We start from the raw sequence: 23,643 nt of genomic DNA, 5'->3' as shown, positions 1-23,643 counted from the left end.
TTCGTATCTCATTCGGTGACGCGCAGGGCCTCGATCCGGCCTCCGCCCTCGGTAATCAGGATGCGCATTTCGCTGGCATTGGTCCGACGGAAGCGATAGAGGGTCCCCGACCGGGAGAAGCGTATCGGATAACTTCCGACCGTCAAGAACTGGCCGCCGCCCGACATGAGCTGCACCTCGAAAGTGCCCTCCGAATCCTTCGACCAGCGAATCTCCACCCCTTCGGGCCGACCATCGCCCCCGGTCGGCAGGATCAGCGATCCACCCTTGTCGAGCGCATACGGACAGCGAATCTCCTCTTTCGGCGCCACGGGTCCCTCGCCATCGACCGTGACGGTAGCTTTCAACCGGATGTCGGTGGACGACGCCCCGATCAGCACGTCGAAATCCCCGGGTTCGACCACCCGCTCCATCCGTTCGTTCAGCAGCGATAGGTCCTGCGGACGAACCTGCATGGTCACACGGCGCGTCTCGCCGGCTTTCAAATGCACGCGGTCGAAGCCGCGCAGGTTCTTTTCATAGGTGGTCACTGACGAAAGCACGTCATGAATATAGAGTTGCACCACCTCGTCCCCGTCCCGCTGCCCGGTGTTGGTCACGTCGAACGACACCCTAAAAGGCTCGTCCTGGCGGATCGTCTGCGGTTCGATCCGCAAGTCGGCATACTCGAACGTCGTATAACTCAGCCCGTAACCGAAATCATACAACGCCCCGTTGATACGGGTCTGGTTGCCGCCGGGGCCCGGCGTGAGTCCGCCGTCGGTATTGGCCGCAGGTTTGTACGGGAAATTGAAGGGTATCTGCCCGACATGCCGCGGAAAAGTGACCGTCAGCTTTCCTCCGGGATTGTACTCTCCGAACAGCACCTCGTAGACGGCCTGCCCGCCGTGAGCTCCCGGATACCATGCCTCGACGATGGCATCGACATGCGCATCGGCCCAATTGATAGAGTTCGGACGGCCGTTTATCATCACCAGCACCGTGGGTTTTCCGGTCGCCTCGACCGCCCGCAGCAGCTCCTCCTGGCGGCCCGGCAGGTCGAGGCTCGACCGCGAACAATTTTCACCGCAGGTGCGGGAACCGCCGCCCAGGACCACAACGGCCACGTCGCTCTCCGATGCGGCCTCTGCGGCCCGCCGAATCCCGGCTTTCTCTTCGGGAGTCATCTCCTCCCGAAAAATCTCGGACAAAGGCCAGGCGGCATCGACCAGCTCGCATCCTTTTTCATAGACGATCTCGCACCGCGCGCCCAGATTCCTTTTCAGTCCGTCGAGCACCGAGGTGACCTCGACGGCCAACGGACCGTAATGTCCCAGCGCGAATCCCCGGGCGTCGGCGTTCGGTCCCAGCACGGCGATGCGGCGAATCTTCCGGGCATCGAGCGGAAGCGTGCTGTTTTCGTTTTTCAACAATACGATCGATTCCCGCGAGGCTTGCAGGGCTACCTCGTTGTGCTCCGGACCGTCCACCTCACGGTCGGCAGCGGCCAGGTCGGTCTGATAAGGTCTGTCGAACAAACCGACGAGGAATTTCACACGAAGCACGTCCCTGACCCGGCTGTCCAACAATTCCTCGGTGATAAGCCCCTCCCGGAGGAGCTGCCGCAGCGGCATCACATAGGTCTCGGGGTGCCAGAAATTGCAGCGTACGTTAAGCCCGGCCTCGATGCTCTGCCGCACGGCATCCAACTGGTTGACAGCCGTATGGTGCTTGTTGTGGAGATACTCCACCGAACCGCTGTCGGAAACGACGTAACCGCGAAACCCCATCTCGCCGCGCAGGCGTTCCGTGAGCCAGTAGCGGCTGCCCTGGATCGGCACTCCGTCGTAGTCGTTGTAACTCGACATGACCCCGAGAATCCCGGCACGCCGGATAACCTCCCGAAAAGGCATCAGATGGATATTCTCCACCTCGCGCGGCGGCATCTGCGGATCAACGCGCGACATGCCCTCGCGGGCCCCCTTGTTATTGCTGTAAGCGGCGAAATGCTTGGCCGTCGAAGCGACCTGGTAATCGGTCTGCATGCCCGAGGCCATCGCCACGCCGAGTTCGGCCACCAGATAGGGGGATTCGCCGAAAACCTCTTCGTAGCGGCCCCACCGCTGGTCGCGCCCCACGTCGAGGACCGGAGCGTAGATATTCGTATACCCCAGCAGCCGGGCTTCGCGGCCGACAATGCGTCCGGTTTTACGCAGCAGTTCGCGGTTCCAGGTATGCCCCATGCCCAGCTGGGACGGGAAATTCGTCGCCCGGTAAGCCTCCACGCCGCGAATCCCCTCGTTGGTCATGTCGACGGGAATGCCCAGACGGGTCTCCTCGACAAAAAAACGCTGCGTTTCGTTGATGGCCCACGCATGGCGCGACGCCGGCCATACCAAGTCGCAGTCGAGCAGGGGCTTGCCCCACTGCACGAATCCGTTGAGGTGCTCGTCGATGGCCCCGAGCCCGTCCTTCCAGAGCTGATTCTTCCAACCGGGTGTCGGCAGCGAATCCTGCAGCACGCGCTTATAGCCGTAGAGCGTCACCAGCTGGCAGGTCTTCTCTTCAATGGTCATCTGCGACAGCAGGTCTTCGATCCGGTCGTCCAGGGCGGCCTCCGGGTCCTCGTAGACATCCTTGCGGCCGTTCTTGTTGAAATCGATCCAGCCTTTCCGGTAGATCGGATTATTCCCCGGATCATACCGCTCCGCAGGCTCCGACGCACAGGCCGGAGATTCCGTGCAGCAGGCCAGGCCGACCACGGCCAGACCTGCTGCGAATCGTTTGGTTATCCGCAAATTCCTCATCGGCGTTCCTGCTTTTCGAAGATTCCCAGCCGATAACGGGCTTCGGACTTCCACACCTCCCCGCGCGAAACGACCCGGTTCCCGCAATAATCGAAATAGAGTTTGTTGTAACCGTCCTGCGGCGTATACATGCTGCAAAAGAACCGGTTCTCGGGCATCCAAGGCTCATAATCCACTTCCACCTCCGCGAACAGTCCGCTTTCACGGCCCCAGATGCGGACCTTGCGCACGTCCCGGCCCTCGACCGAAAGCGTCCGGTCCGAACGGCTTACATCATAAACCCGTTCCGAATCGTCCATGACGAGCCGGTCGGTGATCTGCGTACCGTCGTTCAGGCTTCGGGCGATGGGCAGCATGGCCAGCTTCATGTTGTCCACTTCGACCTCTTCGAGCCAAGTTACCTGTTGTACAATCTCGATCCCGCCGGTCGAAAAGGTCAATTCTTTGATGTGTCCGGCAATGGGACGATCCGTTCCGTATTCATACATCTGCGATTTCTGCCGGAATTTCACCTCCCGGCCGACCCCGTTCCCAACCCGGGCAAGGTCCTGCGGCTCGCCGTCGAGCAAGAGACTCACCTCCGACAGTTCCTCGTAGCCGTGGAAGCCGCCCGTGAAATCGGGCATCCGCCGCCCCTCTTTCAGTTGCATGAACGCGCATTCCCACTCCCCGGGATAGACGAATTCTTTACTCAGTCGGTTCTGGAACGTATAATCCCCGGTCCGCTCCACGTCATAGGCCCGTGTCAGCCGCCATAGCCGGGTGCATTTGGCCGGATTGAGAAAATAGTCCATGTCCACCCTGATATAGCGGGCTTCATGTCCTGCGCAAGGCAGAAACAGGGAAACTTTCGAAGGCGTCTTCACCAAGAGCACTTCATCAGCGGCGGTCGTCTGGGCCGAACAACTTCCGAACAGTCCGGCAGCCAGTAAAAACAATATTTTTTTCATATCAGTCAGCATAAACGGCATTTTGTTCGAGGTTGGGATTCAGGTCTATCTCCAATTGCGGAACGGGAAGCCAGATCTTATAGCTCCGCCAATTGTCCTTCAGCAGGTCGATGCCGACGGCCACATTGTTGGGACCGCCCTCCGAAGGTAATTCTTCGATAGTCTCCGTAATTCTGCCGAAACGGATCAGGTCGATCTTGCGCTTCGATTCGTAGCAGAGTTCGCGGCCGCGCTCTTCGAGCAGCTCCTCGACGAAATCCGAACGGTAGTACGCCTCGTTGAGCTTTTTCAGCGAAACGTCGCCGGCCAGGACCCGTTCGCGGACCGGATCGAACTGCTTGCGGGCACCGGATTCATCGCCCGTGAAATAGAGCGCCTCGGCATATTGTAACCGAACTTCGGCCATACGCATCAATGGATAATTCATGACACATTGATTGGCACTGATACTGGAACGCTCCTTCGGGTCCGAGACCCGGAACTTGCCGGTACACCACAGCGCCGTAGAGGTTCCGGAGGCGACGCCCGACGATTCGGCCGGAACATAGTATCTGTAACCGTCGACCGTCTCCGAAGGAATCTTGCTCAGGTCGCTTCCGTACCGGTTGTTCGGATTGTAGGCGCCCGTGATATTGCAGTCGCGGCGCACATCCGCGTTGTCGTACGAACGATAGAGCTTCATCGTCGGGAACATGCGCTGGTAACTTCCGCCGACGGTCTTGGCATCGCCAACGGGACTCAGCACGTAGTACGACACCATACAATGCTTCGTATTTTCGGCGTATTCGGCCATCAGCAGGCACTCCTTGTACTGCGCCTCCTTCGACATTTCGTAATAGAGTTTCCGGTAGTTATTCTTGTCGAGCAGTTCATAGGGACTTTTTTCGACCACCTCTTTCAGAACGTCGCGCGCCGCAAGGCTCATCGCCTCCTCGTCGACCCACCCGAAATCATTCAACGGCTGGATGCCGACCAGCTCCTTTCCGACATCGTAACGTTTGCAGCTGGCCAGGTAATTATAGACCGATCCCAGATAGGCGGCTGCCGTCCAACGGTTAGCGCCCGACTTGAAAACACCCGCATCTTCCAGCTCGTCCCAGGCATATTTGAAATCGCCGATGATTTGGGTGTATACCCGTTCCAGGTTGTCTCGGGCCGCCGTCGAACCGACAGCCGGCGCATCGTAGACGGGAACGCCGCCGAACGTCTGCGCCAGATGCAGGTAAAAAAATCCCCGCAGGAACCGCGCCTCGGCTTCGTAGGCCGTGCGCCGCTCGGGAGTCAGATCGTTCTCGCCTTTCAGTTGTTCGATAAGCGTATTGCAGCGCGAAATGCCGCGAAAAAACAGAATCCAGAAGTTGCGAATCTCCGCATTGTCGGTTTGATACGAACCTCGCAGCAGGTCGTAAAGCGTACCTGTCGAAGCCGGATTGCCCACAATCTCGTCACTGCACCCCTCCAACACATAGATCAGTCCGTAATAATAAGACATCTGAGAAGAGTTGATCATGCTGTAACAACCGCTCAATGCCTGCCTGAAGTCGTCTTCGGTTTTGAAGAACGTCTCCGGAGAAGTGGTCGAATACGGATATTGAGTCAGAAAATCGTCGATGCAGGAAGATGACGACAGACCTGCCGTCAGCAGCGACGCATAGAATAATAATCGTTTCATATTCTTTGATCCTTGGAAATTAGAAAGTGATGTTTACGCCTGCCATATAGTTCCGGGTACGCGGATACGACGTTTGATCCAACGCCCGCAGGAATTTTTCGTACGAACGCACCTCGGGATCGAGTCCCGAATACCTGGTGAAGGTATATACGTTGTCGATGAGCAGATATACGCGCAGCTTGCTGATCCCCGAGCGGCCGAAATACTTTCGTCCGAAGGTGTAGCCGACATTCAGATTCTTGATGCGCAAATAGGAACCGTCCTCCACATAGTAGGTGGAAACCTGCTGGTCGGTCTGGTTAAGAAGCCGTGCATAGACGTTCGATCCGTTCTCAGGGGTCCATCGGCCCTCCCACGCCTCGGTCGAGAGATTGTTGATATTGTTGTTCAGCGAGGGTTCCAGCTGGCGGCGGAAGGCATTGAGTATCTTGCCGCCGTAGGAGCCGTCGATGAAGACGCCGACATCCAGGCTGCCGATGCGGAACTCGTTGTTGATACCGAAATTGAAGAGCGGATCGGTGTTGCCGATGGCCGTCCGGTCATTGGAGTTGACGACGCCTTCGCCCGTCAGATCCCGGTACTTGCGGTCGCCCGGTGCGACCGTCTTGCCCTCGAATGAGGGTACCCCCTCTTTAAGCGTATATTTGAACCGGCTCATATTTTCCGAGGTAATGACCGAGGGATCGACAACAGTCCCCGTATTGGGATCGGTCCAGTCGAAATCCGAGAGCTGGTAGTTCCCATCCCAGACATAACCGTACACCACTCCGATAGGTTCTCCGACAATGACGCGGGCGATCTCCTGCCCCGAGAACGAACCGTAATTCTGAGACACGGGGAAATAACGCTCCTGACCGCCCAGCGAGATAAGCCGGGTCTTGTTCGTATCGAAATTCACGGTCGTCGTCCAGCCGAATTTCTTATGGTTGACGTTCTGCGTGGTCAGCGTAAACTCGAAACCCTGATTGGTCATGCGACCGAGATTTTTCCACTGCTTCGAATAACCCGACTGCGAGGGAATACTGGCATTGTACAACATGTCGCGCGTGTCTTTGAGGTAGTAGTCGGCGGTCAGGGAGATGCGGCTTTTGAAAAGATCCAGGTCAAGACCCACGTCGTACTGATAGGTCGTTTCCCATTTCAGCCCGGGATTTCCCGAATTGGTGATGGCCATGCCGTAATTCAGGCTGCCGTTGGAAGCGTAATAACTCGATCCCATTTGCGAAAGGTAGGAGTAAGAGGTGATCCGGTCATTGCCCGTAATACCCGCGCTGGCGCGGATCTTAAAGTTGTTGATCGCTTTAACCTCTTTCATAAATCCCTCCTTGTCGATGCGCCAGGCTGCCGCCAGCGACGGAAAATAACCGACACGGTTGTTTTTGGCGAAATTCGAGGAACCGTCGACGCGCATGTTGACCGTCAGGTAATAGCGGTTGTCGAAATTGTAGCTCAGCCGGGCGAATGCCGAGGCGCGGTTCGTCTGGTAAACGTTCGAATTCCACGACTGGGGCGTCAGGCCCTTGCCGATGTCGAAAACTCCCGTGCTCTGGTCTTCGAAGTTGTCGACGCGGGTCGAAGAGTTCTCATAATGGTAGCCGTTGATCTCGACGCCGACCAACGCTCCGAAATTGTGGACCTTATTGAAACGTTTCGTATATTCGGCCGTCGCGTTGAGCGTATAGCCGAGCGTTCCGGTATTCGTGATCTGCGAACGTCCGTCGCTGCCGCGCCCCCAACGGCTGCGCGAGGAGTAAAACTCGCTCAGTTTCGAATTCGTATCGGAGAGCGAACCGCTGACACGGATGCGCAGATCGGCGATCGGCTTGTACTGCACGTAGACATTGCCGAGCAGCCGGTCGAACAATGAGCGCTTGTAAACTTCGTTGGAGATCATCGAGGTCAGATCGACATAGTCGGCGTATTCGCCGGCCAGCTCGCTGGCCGTGTACAGAATCACGGGACGTTCGGTGTACATCATCTGGACGATACCCGTGTAACCGCCCGTGCCGGAAACGCCGCCGCTGCTCATGGCGCCCTTGTTGTCCACCCGCCCGAAAGTAGCGGAAATGCCCGCCGAAAACTTCCGGTTGATCTCGTGGTCGACCTTGATACGGCCCGAATAGCGTTGAAAGCCGTTGCTCTCGATGATACCCTGCTGGTCGTAATAGCCCAGCGAGGCGGAGATCCGGGTCTTGTTCGCGACGGTATTCAGCGAAACGTCGTAATTCTGCATGAACCCCGTGCGGGTCATGGCGTCCTGGTAATCGAACGTCTGCAAACCGTCCCCGGCCACATTGCGCGGCACCACGCCGTTGCCGTCCTGATAATCTTTGCCCCAGATCTCCTTGTCCGAGCCACGAGCGAATTTGTAGTCGACATATCCCTGTCCGTCGAGCACATCAAACTGTCTGGTAATCTGTTGCACGCCGAAATACATATTCAGGTTGATGTCGGTCTTCAACGAGGAGCTGCCGCTCTTGGTCGTGATGATGATGACGCCGTTGGCGCCGCGCGCTCCGTAGATGGCGGCCGCCGAAGCGTCTTTCAGCACGTCGATCGACGCAATGTCGTTGGGGTTGATCGACGCGAGCGGGTTGTAGGTGTTCTGGCCGCCGCCGGCCGAAGAGGTCGCCACCTCGCCCTCGTTCACGTCGATCTGCATGCCGTCGATGACATAGAGCGGCGCCGTGCCGGCATTCAGCGAATTGGTGCCGCGGATGGTGATGTCCACGCCGGCCCCGGCCTCGCCCGACTGCGTCGTGACACGCACGCCGGCCATGCGCCCCTGCAGCGCGGAAGTGAAATCGGTCGAGCCGGTCTTCATCAGTTCGTCCGAACGCATGGCCGCCACCGATCCCGTCAGGTCCTTGCGCGGAACGGCGCTGTAACCGATGACCACCACCTCGTCGACCGAGCGGATCTCTTCCTGCAAGGTAATGTCGTAATGCGTTTTCCTGGGCTGGATATTGACCTCGGCAGTCTGGTAGCCGATGAACCGGACCTGCAACGTTCCCGCATTCACCCCTTTGATCGTGAATCGCCCGCGGGTGTCGGTCGTAGCGCCCGACTGCGTCCCGGCAACGACGACCGCCGCACCGACCACCGGGCTGCCGTGCTCGTCGACGACCCTGCCCGTAACCTGCGGAACATCTTGTTTCGGCTGCGCCGACGCCACGGAACACGGCACCGGAACGAAAAACCACACTGCGATGAAAAGCAATATGTAGACAAACTTTTTCATAAATTTCCGAATATTAGTAGTTTTCGATTGTCGAACCGCATGGATCACTTGTCGAAACGGTCCATGACGGCGTAAACATTCCGGTTCAGACGGCCCACGCCTTCGAGGAATCCGAGCCAGGGATAGAATTTGGCCGAAACCAGCCCCCGATTGCAGTTGTTGTCGGCCGTGCTCGTAAAAGCGTCGTCGTAGGCGAAATAGGTCCATCCGGCGCAGTTGTCGGCTTCGAGCAGCCCGAGACAGAAATTCTGGTAGAAATCGCCGCGGGCGATCTGCGACGGCACCACCCAGCCGCCTCCGCTGAGGTTGTTGTAAGGCGTCCCGTCGTAATTGGCGTCCTCTCCCTTCACATAGAATTCGGTGACGAAAAACGGACGGTCGCCGGTCCACGAACGGAACTCTTCCAGGAAATCGGCTTCGGGAGTCCAGACCCCGTAATAATTGATCGTCACCACATCGCAATACTTGGCACAAGCCTGCAACGTCTGTCTGTCGTATTTGCCGTTGCTGTGCAGACGGCTGCCGAAGATCAGGTGGTTGCGGTCGTATTTGCGGATAACGTCGTGATACTGTTTGTAATACTTTTCGGCGACGCGCGAGCGGAACTCGTCATAGGCATCCGAAAGCCCGAGCCGGACGACATCCGCAGTCTTCGTGACGGTCATGACCTCGGAGCGGTTCAGCCCCTTCTCGACGACGAACGCCTCGGCATACCGGCGGGCCGCCGCCGCATCGGGCAGGGCGAGAAACTTATGCAGCAGCACATCCTGATTGCCGTACCGGTAGTCCCACCCGCGGAAGCCCAGTTCGTTGTCGAGCTGGTAACCCAGCATATAGGGATCGTCGGCGACCTGTGCGCAAATCTCGCGGGTTTTCTCGTCGAGATAGGTTTCGTAACGCTCCTCGAAGATCAGGTTCAGCCGATTCATGTCGCGGTCGGTGTCGTCATAGGTCCACGGCAGGTTCCGGGCGTCGTCCCACATAAAGGACCGCAGCATGTTCAGGGCTACGGAATGCGAATTCTTTCGGCCCTCGGCGGGATTCAGTATCCGCTCGTTTCGGGCGTTCAGTTGATACTGCGGCCGTACGCCCGTGAAATCGGCATGGTTGAATCCGTAGGCGAGCAACAGTTCCGCCGTTTCGGCGGCCCAGTCGTCCGCCGATGCAAAACGGCTGCTCTCGGGATAAGCGACGTTTTGGGTGCCACGGATGATATTCACCCCGCCCTCCGGATCGACGAAGACCCAGCGGCGCCCGACGCGGCCCAGGCGGAAATAACCGTCCGTACCTTCGATATCCGTCGCCGTCAGGTCCTTGCGGCCTCCCCAGGCCGTCAGGGCCGGAACTTCGGGGCGGCAACTCCCGGAGACAATCCGCGAGGTCGTTTCCGTCCATTCCGTATCGCCCGGTTTCTCCTTATACTGCCCCGTCCTGGTTTCCAGAACGAGACGCTCGGTAAAATCCTTTTTATGATCGGATTCGATATCGTGTTCCGTGGCGCATCCCGCCGTCAGACCGGCGGCAAGCAAAGCCACACTAATGATAAAACAGTTCAGATTCATTGTTTTTCGGTTTGTTGATGGTTGAATTATCGCGTTTCACGCATGCAGCGCACCGGACGGGCATTACCGTGACCGGTATTGTTATTGTTGTTGACCAAGCCGTTCTTGATCTGCAGCTGGTGGGAATTGTTCGACCCTTTGGTAACGCTTCCCGTGTAATAATAGGCTTCGGCCCCCATGCTTCCCAGCGAACCGCCCGAGTTGATCTCTCCGGCCGCGGGGAAGAAGACGCCTGCGGTGTCCGAACTGCCGGCCCGGAAGAAATAGCCGTTCGAGAAACCGCCGACCACCCAGGTCGTCGAAAAGGCCGTAAAGGCATCGATCGTCGGCACCTTATACCCCGGCGGACACGGATCGTAGACCGTCTTCATGCCATAGGGCCGTGCATTGGTCGCCGCATCGACCTTGTTGCCGTCGGCATTGCCCCAGAGATCGTAGTTGTGGGCATCCATCCAGTGCACCGTGCTGTTGGGTTTGTAGTACGTGTCGGGAGACGTAATGCCCGAAGCGATGGTTATGCCGTACCCCTTTCCGAAACCTCCGTTTGCCGTCACGATGCGGGCAATCTCGTTGTTGTCGCCGTCGAACCGGACGAAGGCCGGCCAGTTGCCGGAGGTGTACGGGCTCACGAAGGGGTCCTTACGGCCCCACTGGTACTTCATGCCGCAGTAGCAGAGCGGTTTGTAATAAGAGTTCGAGGCCACACCGTGCTGGTAAACCTTCGTGGTGAACGATTTTCCGGTAGGGATGGTTTTCGACTCGTCGGTATATTGGATGACCGTGATCTCACCCTCGCGTTTCTTGGGGAATCGGGTCGCATCGCCGTCCAGGCGGCACATCGCGCCCAAGTTGCGGTCCATCAGCGAAAAGCGGTTCAACCCCTGCGCTACGGCCGTTTCATTGGTATTCGCATTGACGATCACATCGTCGGTGTTCAGTTCATCGGTGAACCAGATCTGCCACGACCAGACGATCCGCCCGGCTGCATCGCAGAGCGCGATAACGGCATTCGAAGGTACGACATGATCGCTCGTCGTAAATTCGATGGAGGAGCCGTCGTACTTCACATCCGTAATCTGGCTGACGCACTCCTGCCAAAGCACGCGGGCCGACACGCCGCCCGACAAAGCCGCCGAAGCGATCTCGGAACCGTTATAATCGGTGAATCCGGCACCGTCGGGAACCCCCGCATCGCCGTTCCCCATCACCCGGGCATCGAAACGGTAGGTACCGGGCGCATGGACCAGGTAGGTGTTGGCCGTACCGTCAGCCGAAAGGTCGGTGGTGGTCTCCACACGATCTTTTTTCAGGGGATTGAGATTCGGAAGCACCATCACGTCGATATCGGCGGCACCTTTGCCGCTCGTTTGGCTGAGCACGATCCAATCGGGAGCCGCGGCTTCCCAGAAAGTATCCTCGGATTTCGTCTCGCCGCTCTCGTATTCGAGATCCACCTTGCTCTCGGCGATTCGGATACCTTTGACGGCCGTAGACTGGGTTTTGTTGGCGCCGAGGTAAATAAGCTGTTTGTTGTTGGCCTCTTCACCGATAGCTCCCGAAGTGACATTGAAGGTGTAATCCTGCCGGATGGGACCCGGCGAAAGGCTCAGGGAGAGCTTATTGACGGTTCCCGGTTTCAGGTCCGCCGCCTCGCAGGCCGAAAGTTCGAGCGAGCTTTTGGACGTGCTGCCCGAAACCGAAAGATTCACTCCTGCAAGTTTCGCAGGAAGCACGACCGCACGGGCCTGATAGCGCTTGCCTTTCTCCATCGTGAGTCCCTCGCCGAAATCCAGGGTCACACTATTACCGGTCGTTGTCCGCATATTGACCGTCGTAGTCGCCGCGTCGAGTTTGTAGGGACCGGTAAGCCCCTTGCCGGTCCCGGCCCCGACGGTGGTCAGCGAGAGCGTTTTCAGCACGAAATCGCTGGTGGCCGAAAGTTCCAGATCCAACAGCGACAGTGCGGGAAAGAGTTGCAGTTCGACGTGCTTTTCTCCGGACGACTCCTTCACGACAGCCAGCGCACTGCTGACCATGTATTTCTCGATCCCGTCGCTCACGAGCTGTGTTTCGGCCAGTTCGAGCGACAGTCCCGACGGATCGGATTCAGACGTTTCCGACAACGCCCGGGAGGGGGCTATCGCATAAAAGATATGCGACCGGCGGCCGTACTCCCATTCCTGTTCGGCTGAGAAACCGGCGACAGAAGCGTCCGTTCCCGGCGAAGTCCGGGCATAGGTCGTCCACAGCTTCGTCGGCGCATAATAAAGGTCCACGGCATCGTCCGCATACCATTGAAGCTGGTACGGTTCGCGGTCCGCATCCGCATATTCCAGGGATGCAGCCTTCACCGTCGCGCGGGTTCCGACCGTATAGGTACCCTCGGGTCCGAAATCATCCGGTTCGATACAGCCGCCCGCCAGTAACGATACAACTACAAACAGGGTAGATTTTTTAATCATAGGTTTTAGGTTTAGGTTGACTTCCGTTCGGTCGGACGTTCACCGTTCCGACATTACAAATTAATTATTTTTCCACCGCTCCCAAGGGATAGGATCGTCCGGATTTGGGGGTAATTTTTGATTCCCGGGCGAAAATACAGGCGTCCGATCTCCGTCCCGCAGTAAAATATGCGAAATTTCCGACCAAGGCGCAGGGTAATTTTGAACGGATTTACGGGTAGTTTCGACCGGCTGAAAAAATAGTTCCGATTTTCGCCGGAATCCTTTTTTTATCGGAAACGAGTATTTAAATTTGCGTATGGCCCTCTCTGAAACCATTCACCACAAGTTCCTGAAACTGCTGCTGCCGATTTTATGCCTGATCCCCCGGCCCCTGCCAGCAACTTCGTTCCGGTTTATCCGCATGAGCCGGCTCGAATCGTTTTCCAACAGCTCGGTCTTCTCGATCTATCAGGACGGACTGGGAGCCATATGGCTCAACTCTAATTACGGACTTTACCGCTACAACGGCACATCGCTCGACTTTCTGCAAAAACCGATGCCCATGCGCCCCCTTTGCGGCAACGGCGGCGAGCGGGTCTACGTCTGTTCCTACAACGCCATTCTCTGCTATGACATCCGCACGAACCGTCCCCGGCGGCTCTGTTCCCCGGAGATCGACTATCCGAACTGCGCCTTATATGCCGAAGAGGAACAGTTGTGGGTCGGATCAGGCAACCGTATTTACAAGCGCAGTGGGGATTCGCTTCGTATGCGACACGAACTGCCTCACCCCCATACGTACATCACCGCTCTTTGCCGTTCGCAGGCGGGAACCCTGCTGGCCGCAACGTCCGAAGGCGGACTGTACGAGATCGACGGTGACGGCAAAATTCACAGCCGCATGGCCGTCGCCGGAAACATCTGCACGCTCTACCCGGACAGCAGGGGTGATCTTTGGATCGGAACGATGGACCGCGGCTGCTGGCGGCTCGGCTGCGACTATAAGGTCGCCGGACACTACCACCGGGAGGCTTCCGGAGGTATGCAGCTAAAAAACAACCTGGTCCGGACCTTCTGCGAAGACCAAAAAGGAAATCTCTGGATCGGGACAATGAGCGGCGTCGACCGTCTCGGAACAGACCGTCTGTGCCGCACGGACGAGTTGGGGGCCCTCGGCGAAAGCTCGGTATGGAGTCTCCGGGCCGACAACCAGGGCGGCATCTGGGTCGGTACGTTCTACGACGGAATCTACTACTGCAACTCCGACAACTACCCGTTCAATCCGATCCTGCTCCCGGCCGAACGCAAGGTAAAGCTCATCAACGCCATGGTCGAGGACAAACGCGGCGACCTGTGGATACTGACCGACAAGTTCGGCATGTTCCGCCAATCGGCGCACGACAGACAGATCCGTTACATTGCGGGCAGCGGCAGCCACAAATTCAAATCCGCCTGGTACGACGCCGACGAAGATGCCATCTGGGCCGGGTCCTACATGGGTACGCTGCGCAAATACGACATCGCGGCCCAGAGCTGGTCGGACTACACGTTCCGCAGCGAAGACGGCACAAACGGTCCCGAAACCGTCAACGACATCAAATGTCATGACGGCAGGCTTTATCTGGGAACCACACACGGCGTGCTCGTATTCGACAAACGGAGCGCACAAGTGGTCCGCAGCCCGATCAAAGGCTACAATGGGATCGTCTTCTCACTGGCGTTCGACGCCCTGGACCGATTGTGGATCGGCGGCATAGGCGTCCATATCCTCGACCTTAAAAGCGGACGCATGACCCGTTACGTCGGCCACGACAGCAACAGTTTGAATTTCATCAAACTTTTCTGCGACCACGACGGCTGCATGTGGGGTGCCAGCCTCGGACAAGGGTTCATTCGTCTCGACATGCAGCAGGAAGTGCGCTATACGCAGGAAAACATCGGTCTGGCTGACAATTTCACCAGTTTCATCGGCGAAGTAGATCCCGACGTTCTGCTCATCGGCACGAACAGCGGACTGTCGCTGTTCAATACCCGAACCAACCGCTGTTACAACTATAATCACAACAACGGACTGAGCATCAGTTCGGCCCGGAGCGGCTGCATCCTCAGACGCGCCAACGGCGACATCGTGATCGGCGGCATCGACGGTATCGAGACCCTCACGCCCTCACAAGTCGAGTTCTCCGACGACAGCATCGACATCGCCTTCGACCGTCTGATCGTCAATAACCGGCGGATCTACCCGGGTATTCCCGACGAGAGGCAGCCGATTCTGCGGCAGGAACTCCCATTCACACAGAAACTCGTGCTGCAGCACCGCCAGAGAAATCTCTCGGTGGAGCTGGCTTCGTTCGACTTCGAAAAAGTCTATCCGATCTTCTACGAATACATACTCGAAGGTTACGACAACGAATGGACTCTCTTTTCGCCCGAACATCCGATCGTCTACATGAACCTGCCGCCCGGCGATTACCGGCTGTGCGTACGCGCCTCACATTCCAAATTCGGCAACGACCATACGCAGATCACGCTCCCCATCGAAATCCGCGCCGTCTGGTATGCCACCCTGCCGGCCCGCCTGCTCTATTACATCGCGGCCCTGACCCTGCTGGGCTGGTTGCTTTATGCTTTTTACTCACGGATGCTGCTGGCCGAACGACTGAAACAGAAGGAGACCGAGAACCTCGAACGCATGCGCTTTTTCATCAATATCTCGCACGAACTACGCACGCCGCTGACGCTTATCATCGGACAACTCGAACTTTTCTTCCGCAACCACGGACACTCCTCCGTCGGGATGGAGAACATCGAGAATACCTATCGGAACGCCCTGAGCATGCAGCGGATCGTCTCCGACCTGCTCGATTTCGAGAAGCAGAATCAGGGATATACGAACATCGCGGTTTCGGAAACGGACCTCGGCGCATTTATCGCCGATATTCGGGATTCATTCGCTCAATATGCCAACTACCGCAACATTCGTCTGAAACTGCATCTCCCCGCCGAGACGGTGACCGCGAGCATCGATAAAAAACAGATGCAGCGAGTCTTTTCCAACCTGCTCATCAATGCGTTCAAATACACGCCCGACGGCGGACGCATCGACATCGGCATGCGCATCAAACACCACCGCAGGGAAGACAATACCGTTACGATCACCTTTGCCGACACAGGATGCGGCATCTCGGAAAAAGCCCTGCCGCACATTTTCGACCCCTTCTACCAAGACACCGCGACAACCTCGCGCGACCGCCACAACCACGGCACAGGCATCGGACTGGCCCTGAGCCGGGGCATCCTCGAACTGCACCACGGAACTCTGACCGCACAAAACAATCGGAACGGCGGTGCGCTCTTTACCGTCACGCTCCCGTCCGGCCAAAAATGGTATGCCGGCGACGACAAGGTTACATCCGTTGAACAATCCCGTCCGGAATGCGTCTCGGCTCCTCTGCCGTCCCGCATCCACACTCCCGCACCCGTTGCCGCAGAGGCCCCGGAAAAAGGCTATAAGATGCTGATCGTCGAGGATGACGCCGAACTGCGGACCCTGCTGTATTCCATTTTCAAACGGGACTACCGGGTCTGCGAAGCCTCCGACGGCGCCGAGGGGTACAGCATGGCCAAAAAACTGCAACCCGACATCGTTATCAGCGACGTGGTGATGCCGGTGATGGACGGTCTGAGCCTCTGCGGCAAACTGCGTCAGGACCTCGAAACATGTCACATCCCGATCATCCTGCTGACCGCCCAGCCTTCGACCGGCCTCAGTCTCGAAAGCATCAGCCAGGGAGCAGACGATTATATTACCAAACCGTTCAACATCAGCCAGCTCGAAGCGCGCTGCCGCAACCTGTTGGAGAACCGGCAGCGAATGCGCCGGAAATACAGCCGTTCGATAGCGGGTTCCGAGGTGGTGACCACCAACGACAAGGACGCCAATTTCCTGACTGCTGCAACCGAAGCGGTCGAGCGCAATCTTTATAAGGAAGACATCAACGTCCAAACGCTGTGCCGCGAACTGAACGTCAGCAAAACGATTCTGACCCAGAAAATCAAGGGTATTACGGGGCACAGTCCGGGAGAATTCATCGAAATGATCCGGTTCAAAAAGGCCGCAACGCTGCTCTGCGACGGCGGGCGGCTGATTTCGGAGGTTTCCTACGAATTGGGGTTCAGCTCTCCCAAATATTTCACAATCCGTTTCAAGAAACAGTTCGGCCTGACACCGACGCAATTTCAGGCCGAACACGCTCGGACCAAACGCTCCGAATAAACGGAAACGGATAAATCAGAACGGGTAGCCGACGCCGAAATTCAGCGCCGTATTCTTCCAGCGGAAATTGTGAATCCACCGCTCGCCGGCGGGATTGTTGGGATTGTGGAGCTGGATGCCCCAGTCGAGGCGCAGCACGGCGAATTTGATGTCGAAGCGCAGGCCCAGACCCGTGTTGAATCCCAATTGCTTGTAGAACCGGTTGAAGCGGAAGACCGCATCGTCCGAATACTCTTTCGGATTCTCCCGGATGTACCAGATATTGCCCAGATCGAAGAAGGTCGCCCCGTGGATGATCCCCCAGACCGGGAAGCGCAGTTCGAGGTTGGCCTCCAGCTTCACGTCGCCGGTCTGCACCGGGTAGTCGTTGTGGGGGTTGGCCACCGAGCCCTGTCCGAGGGTCCGGGGCGTCCAGCCGCGCATGCCGTTGCTGCCGCCGCAGTAGAACTGGCGGTCGAACGGCACGGAGGAGGAGTTGCCGTAGGCCATCGCCACGCCGCCGTAAAGACGTCCGACGAGCGCCGTCACACCGCCCAGCATGATCTTCCGGCTGACGCTCAGGTCCGAGCGGAAATACTGCGAATAGCGGATGCCGAAAATCGAATAGTAGTCCTTGCCCTTGGCCGGGGAGAAGAACATATGCTCGACGGCATCGATCAGGTTGCCGGCGGTCTCACCGTTGAAGCGGATGTTCGTGGCGTTGCCCCCGAGGTTCTTGCGCTGGTTGTTGTAGCTGTAACCGAACGAAAGGCCACCTATGAACTGCGTCGTGAAACTCTCGAGCAGGTAGCGGTTCTGGGTGAGCTGCGGCTCGCCGTTGGGACCCGAGTTGTTGACCATCAGGAACGAAGCGTCGAGATCGTTCACATCGACTACATTGATGTCGATCGGCCGCAGCGAGAACGACGAATAGCGGTTGTTGGTCCACATGTAGGTAATGCCGGCGCTGGAAAGCGTGCGGCGGTAATAGGGACGGTCCTGGAAATTGACCGACAGTTCGATCTTGGTCCGGGGCTGGTTCACCGAGCGGAAACGCCCCGGCAGGAGGAAGCGCGGGAAAGTCAAACCCGTGGTGACGCCGAACTCCGTGGCCCGCTTCTTCTTGGCATCGGGCGCCTTCATAAACTCGTAGCCCGCCGTAAAGGAGATGTCGAACGACTCCGCCCCGCGGAAAATATTGCGGTTCTGGTAGCCCAGCGTGGCTTTCAGTCCGTAGAAGCTCGACGTGGTGCTCCCCTCGAGGTCGACTTTGACACTCTGTTTGAGCGTCGGCGTGCAGAGGATGTTGCACGTGAGGTAGCCCTCGCGGGTATAGAGCGTCCGGGTCGAATCGGCCGTCGCGCCGATGAAGGAGACGTAATTGGTGACATCCACCGGCTGGGGCTGCTCCTCGAAGGCGATCTTGGCGCTCTTAAAATATCCCAGGGCCATCAGGTCGGTATAGGCGCGGTTGACCTGCGCCGAGTTGTAGACGTAGTTGGGATAGAGCGGCACGGCCTGCCGGAGCACCGACGGACGCAGGTTGGGACGCTGTTCGTAGATGATGTTCAGGCCCCGGTAATAGAGCGTGTCGAGGCGCGCGACCAACGTGGTATCGGTCCGCGCGACGGTCGGATCGTAATCCGGGAAGATATTGATCCGGTCGATGCGGTAGACCATGTTGTTGTCCATGACGGCCTGCCCGCGGGCATTGTAGCCCGTAAGGTACTGTTTGACGACCACGCGGAGGTCGACCTCGCGGTTGCCGCCCAGCGTGTCGGCCCGGAACATGATATTGTTGACCGAAAAATTGTAGTACCCCCGCTCTTTGAGGTAGGAGGCGATGCGTTCCCGCTCGGCGTCGAGCACCGTGACGTCGTAGATATTTCCCCGGCGGAGCAGCGTGTTCGCCGTATCGGGCAGCACGATCTGCTCGAGAAACTCGTCCTGAAATTCGTAGGAGATCGAGTCGATGCGGTAGGGTTCGCCCTGATGCGTGCGGTAAGTGATCCGGGCCCGCTTGCGGCGCGACGTGGTATCGACCTCGAACGACGACCGCGAATTGAAAAATCCCTTCGAATCCATGTAGACTTTCAGGTTCTCCGCGCTCTTCTCCGTCAGCCCCATTTCCAGCAGCACGGGCGCCTGCCCGATCTTGCGCTTCCAGTTGTTCCAGCGGTTGTCCTTCGACGGATTAGCCTGCTCGTAGAGCCAGACGTAGAAATTGGTCCCGAGGAAACGTTTGTTAGGGGTTTGCCGGATGTATTTCTCCAGGTCGGAGGCCGTGATACGGTCCCTGCGGGGCGTCGATTCATCGTCCTCAATCTTCACCTGCTGCACGAGGTACTGCCCTTCGGGAATGTGGCGCGTGACGCTGCAGGCCGAGCCGAGAAGACCCAGCGCCGCGGCGGCGAATATGCGGCACACCCGATGCACAGTATCAGTTGTTGAAGAACCCTTTCTCTTTCAGCAGGGCGAAATAGGATTTCGAGATAGCGAGGTTGTCCTTGCGCACGTAACGCCGCTCGGTGAAGATCTTCGCCAGGTTCGGCAGCCCGTTCTCCGCCAACAGCCGCTTCGTGAGGTCCGACTCCTCGCGTTCGGCCCACAGTTCGTCGATCTCGGCGGCGGTGTAGTCGGTGTATTTTTCGTAATGCACCACGGCCTCCAGCGGCAGGCGGTCGGTCAGCCCGGGCGACTCGTCGGGATAGCCCATGACCACGGTAGTAAGCGGAATGACCCCTTTCGGGAGCTCCAGGATGCGCGAAATATCGCTTGCGGTGTAGATCGTCGTGCCGAGGTAGCAGATACCCAGCCCGTGCATCTCAGCCTCGACACAGAGGTTCTGGGCCGCCAGCAGGGCGTCGGTCGAAGCATTCAGGAACCAGGCGAAATTGTCGTAGGCGGGATCGGCGTCGCGCTGCTCGCACCACATCGTGAAGCGGTGCACATCGGCGCAGACGGTCACCACACACGGAGCCTCACGGACCATCGGCTGGTTGAAATGGCACGGCGCAAGTTTCTCACGGAGAGCCTGATCGCGGGTCACCACCAGCGAATAAAGCTGCATATTGCCGCAGGTCGAAGCGCGCGAAGCGGCCTCGAGACACTCCTGCAGGAGCTCCTCGGGAATGGGCGTCGAAAGGAACTTTCGTATCGAACGATGCTTGAAAAGCACACTTTTCATAACGGGAATTTTTAAACCGGTATTAATACATAACCGCGCGCCGGCGGGCAGCGTCGCGGATATTTTTCACAAAATTAGCAAAACTTTTAGAAGTTTTACTATTTTTGCGCATACATAACTCCCCGAAATGCAGACGGAATTCACAAAATACGAGGGTGCGGGCAATGACTTCATCCTGATCGACAACCGCGACGGCGTCTTCACGCCTGATGCGGCGGTGATCGCCCGGCTGTGCGACCGCCATTTCGGCATCGGCGCCGACGGGCTGATGACCCTTGCCCGCAACGCCGAGATCGACTGCTCGATGCGTTATTACAACGCCGACGGGTCGGAAGGCGAGATGTGCGGCAACGGAGCCCGCTGTTTCGCGCTGTTCGCCCACCACCTGGGCATCGGCGGCGAAACCAAGTATTTCGATGCCGCGGACGGGCTCCACACCGCCCGCATCTGCCGTTCGAAAGGCTCGGCAGGCGAGATCGAACTGGGGATGACCGCCGTCCGGGAGATCCGCACGGGCGAGGGCTGGTGGTTTCTCAATACGGGAGTACCCCACTATGTGGAATTCGTCGACGACCTCGAATCGGTCGACGTCATCGGCCGCGGACGTATCATCCGCCGCGACACGGCCCGCTTCCCGCAGGGCACGAACGTCAATTTCGTACAGGTGACGGGCAACGGCACGATCCGCGTGCGCACCTACGAGCGCGGCGTAGAGAACGAGACCCTCGCCTGCGGCACGGGAGCCACAGCCGCCGCCATCGTCACCAATTTCGTTCTCCAGCGCCGGACCGCGCATTTTGCGGTTTCGGTCCCCGGAGGAGAGCTTGCGGTACGGTTTTCGCATGAACCTGAAACACAGACCTACACGGACATCTGCCTGACAGGCCCGGCACGCCGGGTCTTCGGAGGGGTGTTCGACAGCGAAAATTTCTAAACAAACCAGTTTTTCCCCATGAAAACACAAAAGGGAATCCGTGAACACGAAACGGACGAACTTCGGAAAGCCAAACGCCTCGAGCCGATGCGCAAAAGCGGCAAGGAGCGCCACACGTTGTACAGCAGTATCGAAGAGGACGAGGAGGAGATAATACTGCCCCGCAAACGCGAATCGGCGCTCGACTACCTCGACGAAGAGGAGGAATAAACGCGAATTCGATGATCGAAAAATTCATTATGGCAGGGCCGACGGCCCTGCACGTCTGCGACTCCGGGCAAGGGGACAAATGCGTCGTGTTGCTGCACGGCTACCTCGAATCGATGCTCGTCTGGGAAGATTTTATTCCATTCCTCTACAAGGAACTGCGGGTGGTTACGTTAGACCTGCCCGGCCACGGCATCTCGGTCGTCACGGGCGAGGAGCACTCGATGGAGTTCCTGGCCGACACCGTGGCCGACGGGCTCCGGGAGCTGGGGATCGAACGCTGCACGCTCGTGGGGCATTCGATGGGCGGCTATGTCGCCCTGGCCTTTTGTGAACGCCATCCCGAAATGCTCGACGGCGTGGTGCTGCTCAGCTCGACACCCAATGCCGACACGCCCGAGAAGGCTGAAAACCGCCGCCGCGAGATCGCACTCGTGAAGGCCGGGAAGAAAGAACTGCTGGCACGCGTGGCCCCCGAAGCGGGATTCGCCGAAGAGAACCGCTTCCGGATGAAAGACTATATCGAGGACCTCACCGAACAGGTTTTCGTCACCGAGGACGAGGGGATCGTCGCCCTGCTGAACGGGATGATCGCCCGCAAGGACCGCAACGCAATGCTGCGCGAAACGAAAGTCCCCGTGCTGTTCATCCTCGGTCGCAAGGACGGCTACATCCCGGTCGAAGCCGCCGAAAAAATGGTCGCCGAACACCCTGAGGCACAGGTTGTATGGCTCGAAAATTCAGGACACATGGGCTTCCTCGAAGAACCCGAGACCACGGCACAGGCCATCCTCGGATTCCTGAGTTCGGAAAAACGGCTTTAAGAAGGGCGATTTATGCGCCCGAAATGCATCCGGAAACAGAAATTGTCTATCTTTGTAGAAACCCGGTTCCGTCATGCCCCGGCATACGGGCCTAAAAATCGGAAAATATGACACCCGAAGAGATGATTTTCTGCCAGAGTTGCGGCATGCCCATGACGGCCACGGAACATTTCGGCACCGAAGCCGACGGAACTCCCAACAACGATTACTGCGCCTATTGCTACAAGGAGGGTGTTTTCACCCAGGAGTGCTCGATGGAGGAGATGATTCAGCATTGTGCCCAATTCCACGAGGAGTTCAGGCACGAAGACGGGCGCACCTACACCCGCGAGGAGGCCGTTGCCGGCATGCGGGAGTTCTTCCCGCATCTCAAACGGTGGAAAAAATAGTATGATCACCCGTCATCCCCTGGGGCGTCACGACCTGGCGATCAAACGAAAGGATATGGTCCTCGAAATCGGTTCGGGGCATAACCCGATGTATCGTTCCGACGTCATTGCCGACAAATACATGCAGGACAACACGCACCGCTGCGGGGAGATACTGATCTATCCTCACCAGCAGTTCATCAAAGCCGACGGCGAATTGCTCCCCTTCGGAGAGAAGGCGTTCGACTATGTGATCTGCAACCAGGTGCTCGAACACGCGGAAAATCCCGAACAGTTCATCGCCGAGATCGTGCGGGTCGGGAAACGCGGATACATCGAGACTCCGAGCATGCTCGGAGAGCTGATGTTCCCCAAGGAGTCGCACAAATGGGTGATCCTGCTGGTCGACAACAAGCTGGTCTTTTATGAGAAATCCCGAATGCCCGGCAACTATCGCAACAATTACGGGGAAGTTTTTCTCAACTATCTGCCCTATCAGTCGTTACCGTTCAAAATGCTCTACGTCTCGGAACCCAACCTGATGCTCAACCGCATCGAATGGGAAGGCGATTTTGAGTGTCTGGTCAATCCGGAGAATGACTATTACAGTCGTTTTTTCACCCAGAAATGGGACCGGGAAATGACGATGAAGATATTCCCGCCGCGCCGGGGAATCACCGAGATTCGCCGGACCCTGCGGGCCAGCTATTACCTCATTCGGGAGAAGCTGGTTCAGAAATTCCGCAAACGCCCCGAGCCCCTCACGGTCAGCGAATACCTCGCCGGCTTAAGAAACCGGCCTCATGCCACCCGCCCCTCATCGCACTCGCATCGAAGACGGCGATAAGTAAACCTTATCACGCATTGCCCAAATCCCCGCAGATACAACAATTCCCCCCCCCTACTCAACGTTGCGATTAAGCGAGGGCAAAGCCCAACTTGTTTGCTCTGCCGAGCGTGAACAACGAAAAGGAACTTAAAGGGGGATGGGATTGTCAATATAGTCGGCGGCCAGCCGCGACTTTAAGAAAGCCGTTTTACGGGCGATGGCAGCCAGTGAGTTCCAGAAGCCATTCCGCGCTTCCACCCTAAACAAAAAAACCTACTATCGACGTCATACAAAAAGAAAGCCGGACCCTTTATTAGGATCCGGCTTGAAGAGGCGGCTACCTACTCTCCCACGGGAAAACCGCAGTACCATCGGCGTAAGTGA

Annotated in this window: 14 protein-coding genes; 6 read left to right on the top strand and 8 right to left on the bottom strand. The window is 57.8% G+C overall.

Annotated elements, in window-relative coordinates; all coding sequences use genetic code 11:
* Positions 1-8: 8 nt before the first annotated feature.
* The 6 genes from BLU78_RS09250 to BLU78_RS09225 are packed head-to-tail and all read right to left on the bottom strand — an operon-like array spanning position 9 to position 12,673.
* The gene (locus BLU78_RS09250) at positions 9-2,786 is read right to left on the bottom strand and encodes a glycoside hydrolase family 3 N-terminal domain-containing protein (RefSeq protein WP_010266881.1); all 2,778 of its coding nucleotides are present in this window, start codon (positions 2,784-2,786) and stop codon (positions 9-11) included.
* A complete protein-coding gene (locus BLU78_RS09245; protein ID WP_010266886.1) occupies positions 2,783-3,736 on the bottom strand; it encodes a hypothetical protein in 954 nt (317 codons plus the stop codon). Before BLU78_RS09245 ends, BLU78_RS09250 begins: the two co-directional genes overlap by 4 nt.
* A 1-nt stretch (position 3,737) precedes the next feature.
* On the bottom strand, positions 3,738-5,408 hold the full coding sequence (locus BLU78_RS09240) for a RagB/SusD family nutrient uptake outer membrane protein (RefSeq protein ID WP_010266888.1): 1,671 nt from the start codon (positions 5,406-5,408) through the stop codon (positions 3,738-3,740).
* A 19-nt stretch (positions 5,409-5,427) separates the two neighbouring features.
* On the bottom strand, positions 5,428-8,649 hold the full coding sequence (locus BLU78_RS09235) for a SusC/RagA family TonB-linked outer membrane protein (RefSeq protein WP_010266892.1): 3,222 nt from the start codon (positions 8,647-8,649) through the stop codon (positions 5,428-5,430).
* Positions 8,650-8,693: 44 nt separating this feature from the next.
* On the bottom strand, positions 8,694-10,211 hold the full coding sequence (locus BLU78_RS09230; RefSeq protein ID WP_010266894.1) for a hypothetical protein: 1,518 nt from the start codon (positions 10,209-10,211) through the stop codon (positions 8,694-8,696).
* A gap of 26 nt (positions 10,212-10,237) precedes the next feature.
* The gene (locus BLU78_RS09225) at positions 10,238-12,673 is read right to left on the bottom strand and encodes a fimbrillin family protein (RefSeq protein WP_010266897.1); all 2,436 of its coding nucleotides are present in this window, start codon (positions 12,671-12,673) and stop codon (positions 10,238-10,240) included.
* A gap of 298 nt (positions 12,674-12,971) precedes the next feature.
* Between BLU78_RS09225 and BLU78_RS09220 the strand changes: the two genes are divergently transcribed.
* Positions 12,972-16,931, top strand: a complete 3,960-nt coding sequence (locus tag BLU78_RS09220; protein WP_010266900.1) for a hybrid sensor histidine kinase/response regulator transcription factor — start codon at positions 12,972-12,974, stop codon at positions 16,929-16,931.
* Between the two features lie 15 nt (positions 16,932-16,946).
* On the opposite strand, the gene tamL is transcribed toward BLU78_RS09220, so the two are convergent.
* The gene (gene tamL, locus BLU78_RS09215) at positions 16,947-19,337 is read right to left on the bottom strand and encodes a translocation and assembly module lipoprotein TamL (protein ID WP_010266905.1); all 2,391 of its coding nucleotides are present in this window, start codon (positions 19,335-19,337) and stop codon (positions 16,947-16,949) included.
* A 13-nt stretch (positions 19,338-19,350) separates the two neighbouring features.
* Positions 19,351-20,097: a nitroreductase family protein gene (locus BLU78_RS09210; protein WP_010266910.1), complete on the bottom strand. Its 747-nt coding sequence runs from the start codon at positions 20,095-20,097 to the stop codon at positions 19,351-19,353.
* Positions 20,098-20,224: 127 nt separating this feature from the next.
* Between BLU78_RS09210 and dapF the strand changes: the two genes are divergently transcribed.
* The 5 genes from dapF to BLU78_RS09185 all read left to right on the top strand — a co-directional run bounded on the left by dapF (position 20,225) and on the right by BLU78_RS09185 (position 23,277).
* Entirely contained in the window at positions 20,225-21,031 is an 807-nt protein-coding gene (gene dapF / locus BLU78_RS09205) for a diaminopimelate epimerase (RefSeq protein ID WP_010266914.1), read from the top strand.
* Positions 21,032-21,049: 18 nt separating this feature from the next.
* A complete protein-coding gene (locus BLU78_RS09200; protein ID WP_010266918.1) occupies positions 21,050-21,241 on the top strand; it encodes a hypothetical protein in 192 nt (63 codons plus the stop codon).
* Between the two features lie 11 nt (positions 21,242-21,252).
* Positions 21,253-22,062 (top strand): alpha/beta fold hydrolase, encoded by an 810-nt coding sequence (locus BLU78_RS09195; RefSeq protein ID WP_010266922.1) that lies wholly within the window; start codon positions 21,253-21,255, stop codon positions 22,060-22,062.
* Between the two features lie 107 nt (positions 22,063-22,169).
* Entirely contained in the window at positions 22,170-22,451 is a 282-nt protein-coding gene (locus BLU78_RS09190; RefSeq protein WP_010266924.1) for a zinc ribbon domain-containing protein, read from the top strand.
* A gap of 1 nt (position 22,452) precedes the next feature.
* Positions 22,453-23,277: a class I SAM-dependent methyltransferase gene (locus BLU78_RS09185; protein ID WP_010266927.1), complete on the top strand. Its 825-nt coding sequence runs from the start codon at positions 22,453-22,455 to the stop codon at positions 23,275-23,277.
* Positions 23,278-23,643: the final 366 nt, after the last annotated feature.

The organism is Alistipes timonensis JC136 (assembly GCF_900107675.1).
Taxonomy (GTDB): Bacteria; Bacteroidota; Bacteroidia; order Bacteroidales; family Rikenellaceae; genus Alistipes; species Alistipes timonensis.
Note: the sequence above shows the minus strand (reverse complement) of the source record. Positions and strands in the feature narration are given on the sequence as shown.

What these genes read in the sequence shown, in the direction of transcription:
- BLU78_RS09195 (WP_010266922.1), top strand. Translation starts at nt 21,253, where the DNA reads ATGATCGAAAAATTCATTATGGCAGGGCCGACGGCCCTGCACGTCTGC.
- BLU78_RS09240 (WP_010266888.1), bottom strand. Translation starts at nt 5,408, where the DNA reads ATGAAACGATTATTATTCTATGCGTCGCTGCTGACGGCAGGTCTGTCG.
- dapF (WP_010266914.1), top strand. Translation starts at nt 20,225, where the DNA reads ATGCAGACGGAATTCACAAAATACGAGGGTGCGGGCAATGACTTCATC.
- BLU78_RS09235 (WP_010266892.1), bottom strand. Translation starts at nt 8,649, where the DNA reads ATGAAAAAGTTTGTCTACATATTGCTTTTCATCGCAGTGTGGTTTTTC.
- BLU78_RS09225 (WP_010266897.1), bottom strand. Translation starts at nt 12,673, where the DNA reads ATGATTAAAAAATCTACCCTGTTTGTAGTTGTATCGTTACTGGCGGGC.
- BLU78_RS09190 (WP_010266924.1), top strand. Translation starts at nt 22,170, where the DNA reads ATGACACCCGAAGAGATGATTTTCTGCCAGAGTTGCGGCATGCCCATG.
- BLU78_RS09245 (WP_010266886.1), bottom strand. Translation starts at nt 3,736, where the DNA reads ATGAAAAAAATATTGTTTTTACTGGCTGCCGGACTGTTCGGAAGTTGT.
- BLU78_RS09230 (WP_010266894.1), bottom strand. Translation starts at nt 10,211, where the DNA reads ATGAATCTGAACTGTTTTATCATTAGTGTGGCTTTGCTTGCCGCCGGT.
- BLU78_RS09185 (WP_010266927.1), top strand. Translation starts at nt 22,453, where the DNA reads ATGATCACCCGTCATCCCCTGGGGCGTCACGACCTGGCGATCAAACGA.
- BLU78_RS09210 (WP_010266910.1), bottom strand. Translation starts at nt 20,097, where the DNA reads ATGAAAAGTGTGCTTTTCAAGCATCGTTCGATACGAAAGTTCCTTTCG.
- BLU78_RS09250 (WP_010266881.1), bottom strand. Translation starts at nt 2,786, where the DNA reads ATGAGGAATTTGCGGATAACCAAACGATTCGCAGCAGGTCTGGCCGTG.
- BLU78_RS09200 (WP_010266918.1), top strand. Translation starts at nt 21,050, where the DNA reads ATGAAAACACAAAAGGGAATCCGTGAACACGAAACGGACGAACTTCGG.
- BLU78_RS09220 (WP_010266900.1), top strand. Translation starts at nt 12,972, where the DNA reads ATGGCCCTCTCTGAAACCATTCACCACAAGTTCCTGAAACTGCTGCTG.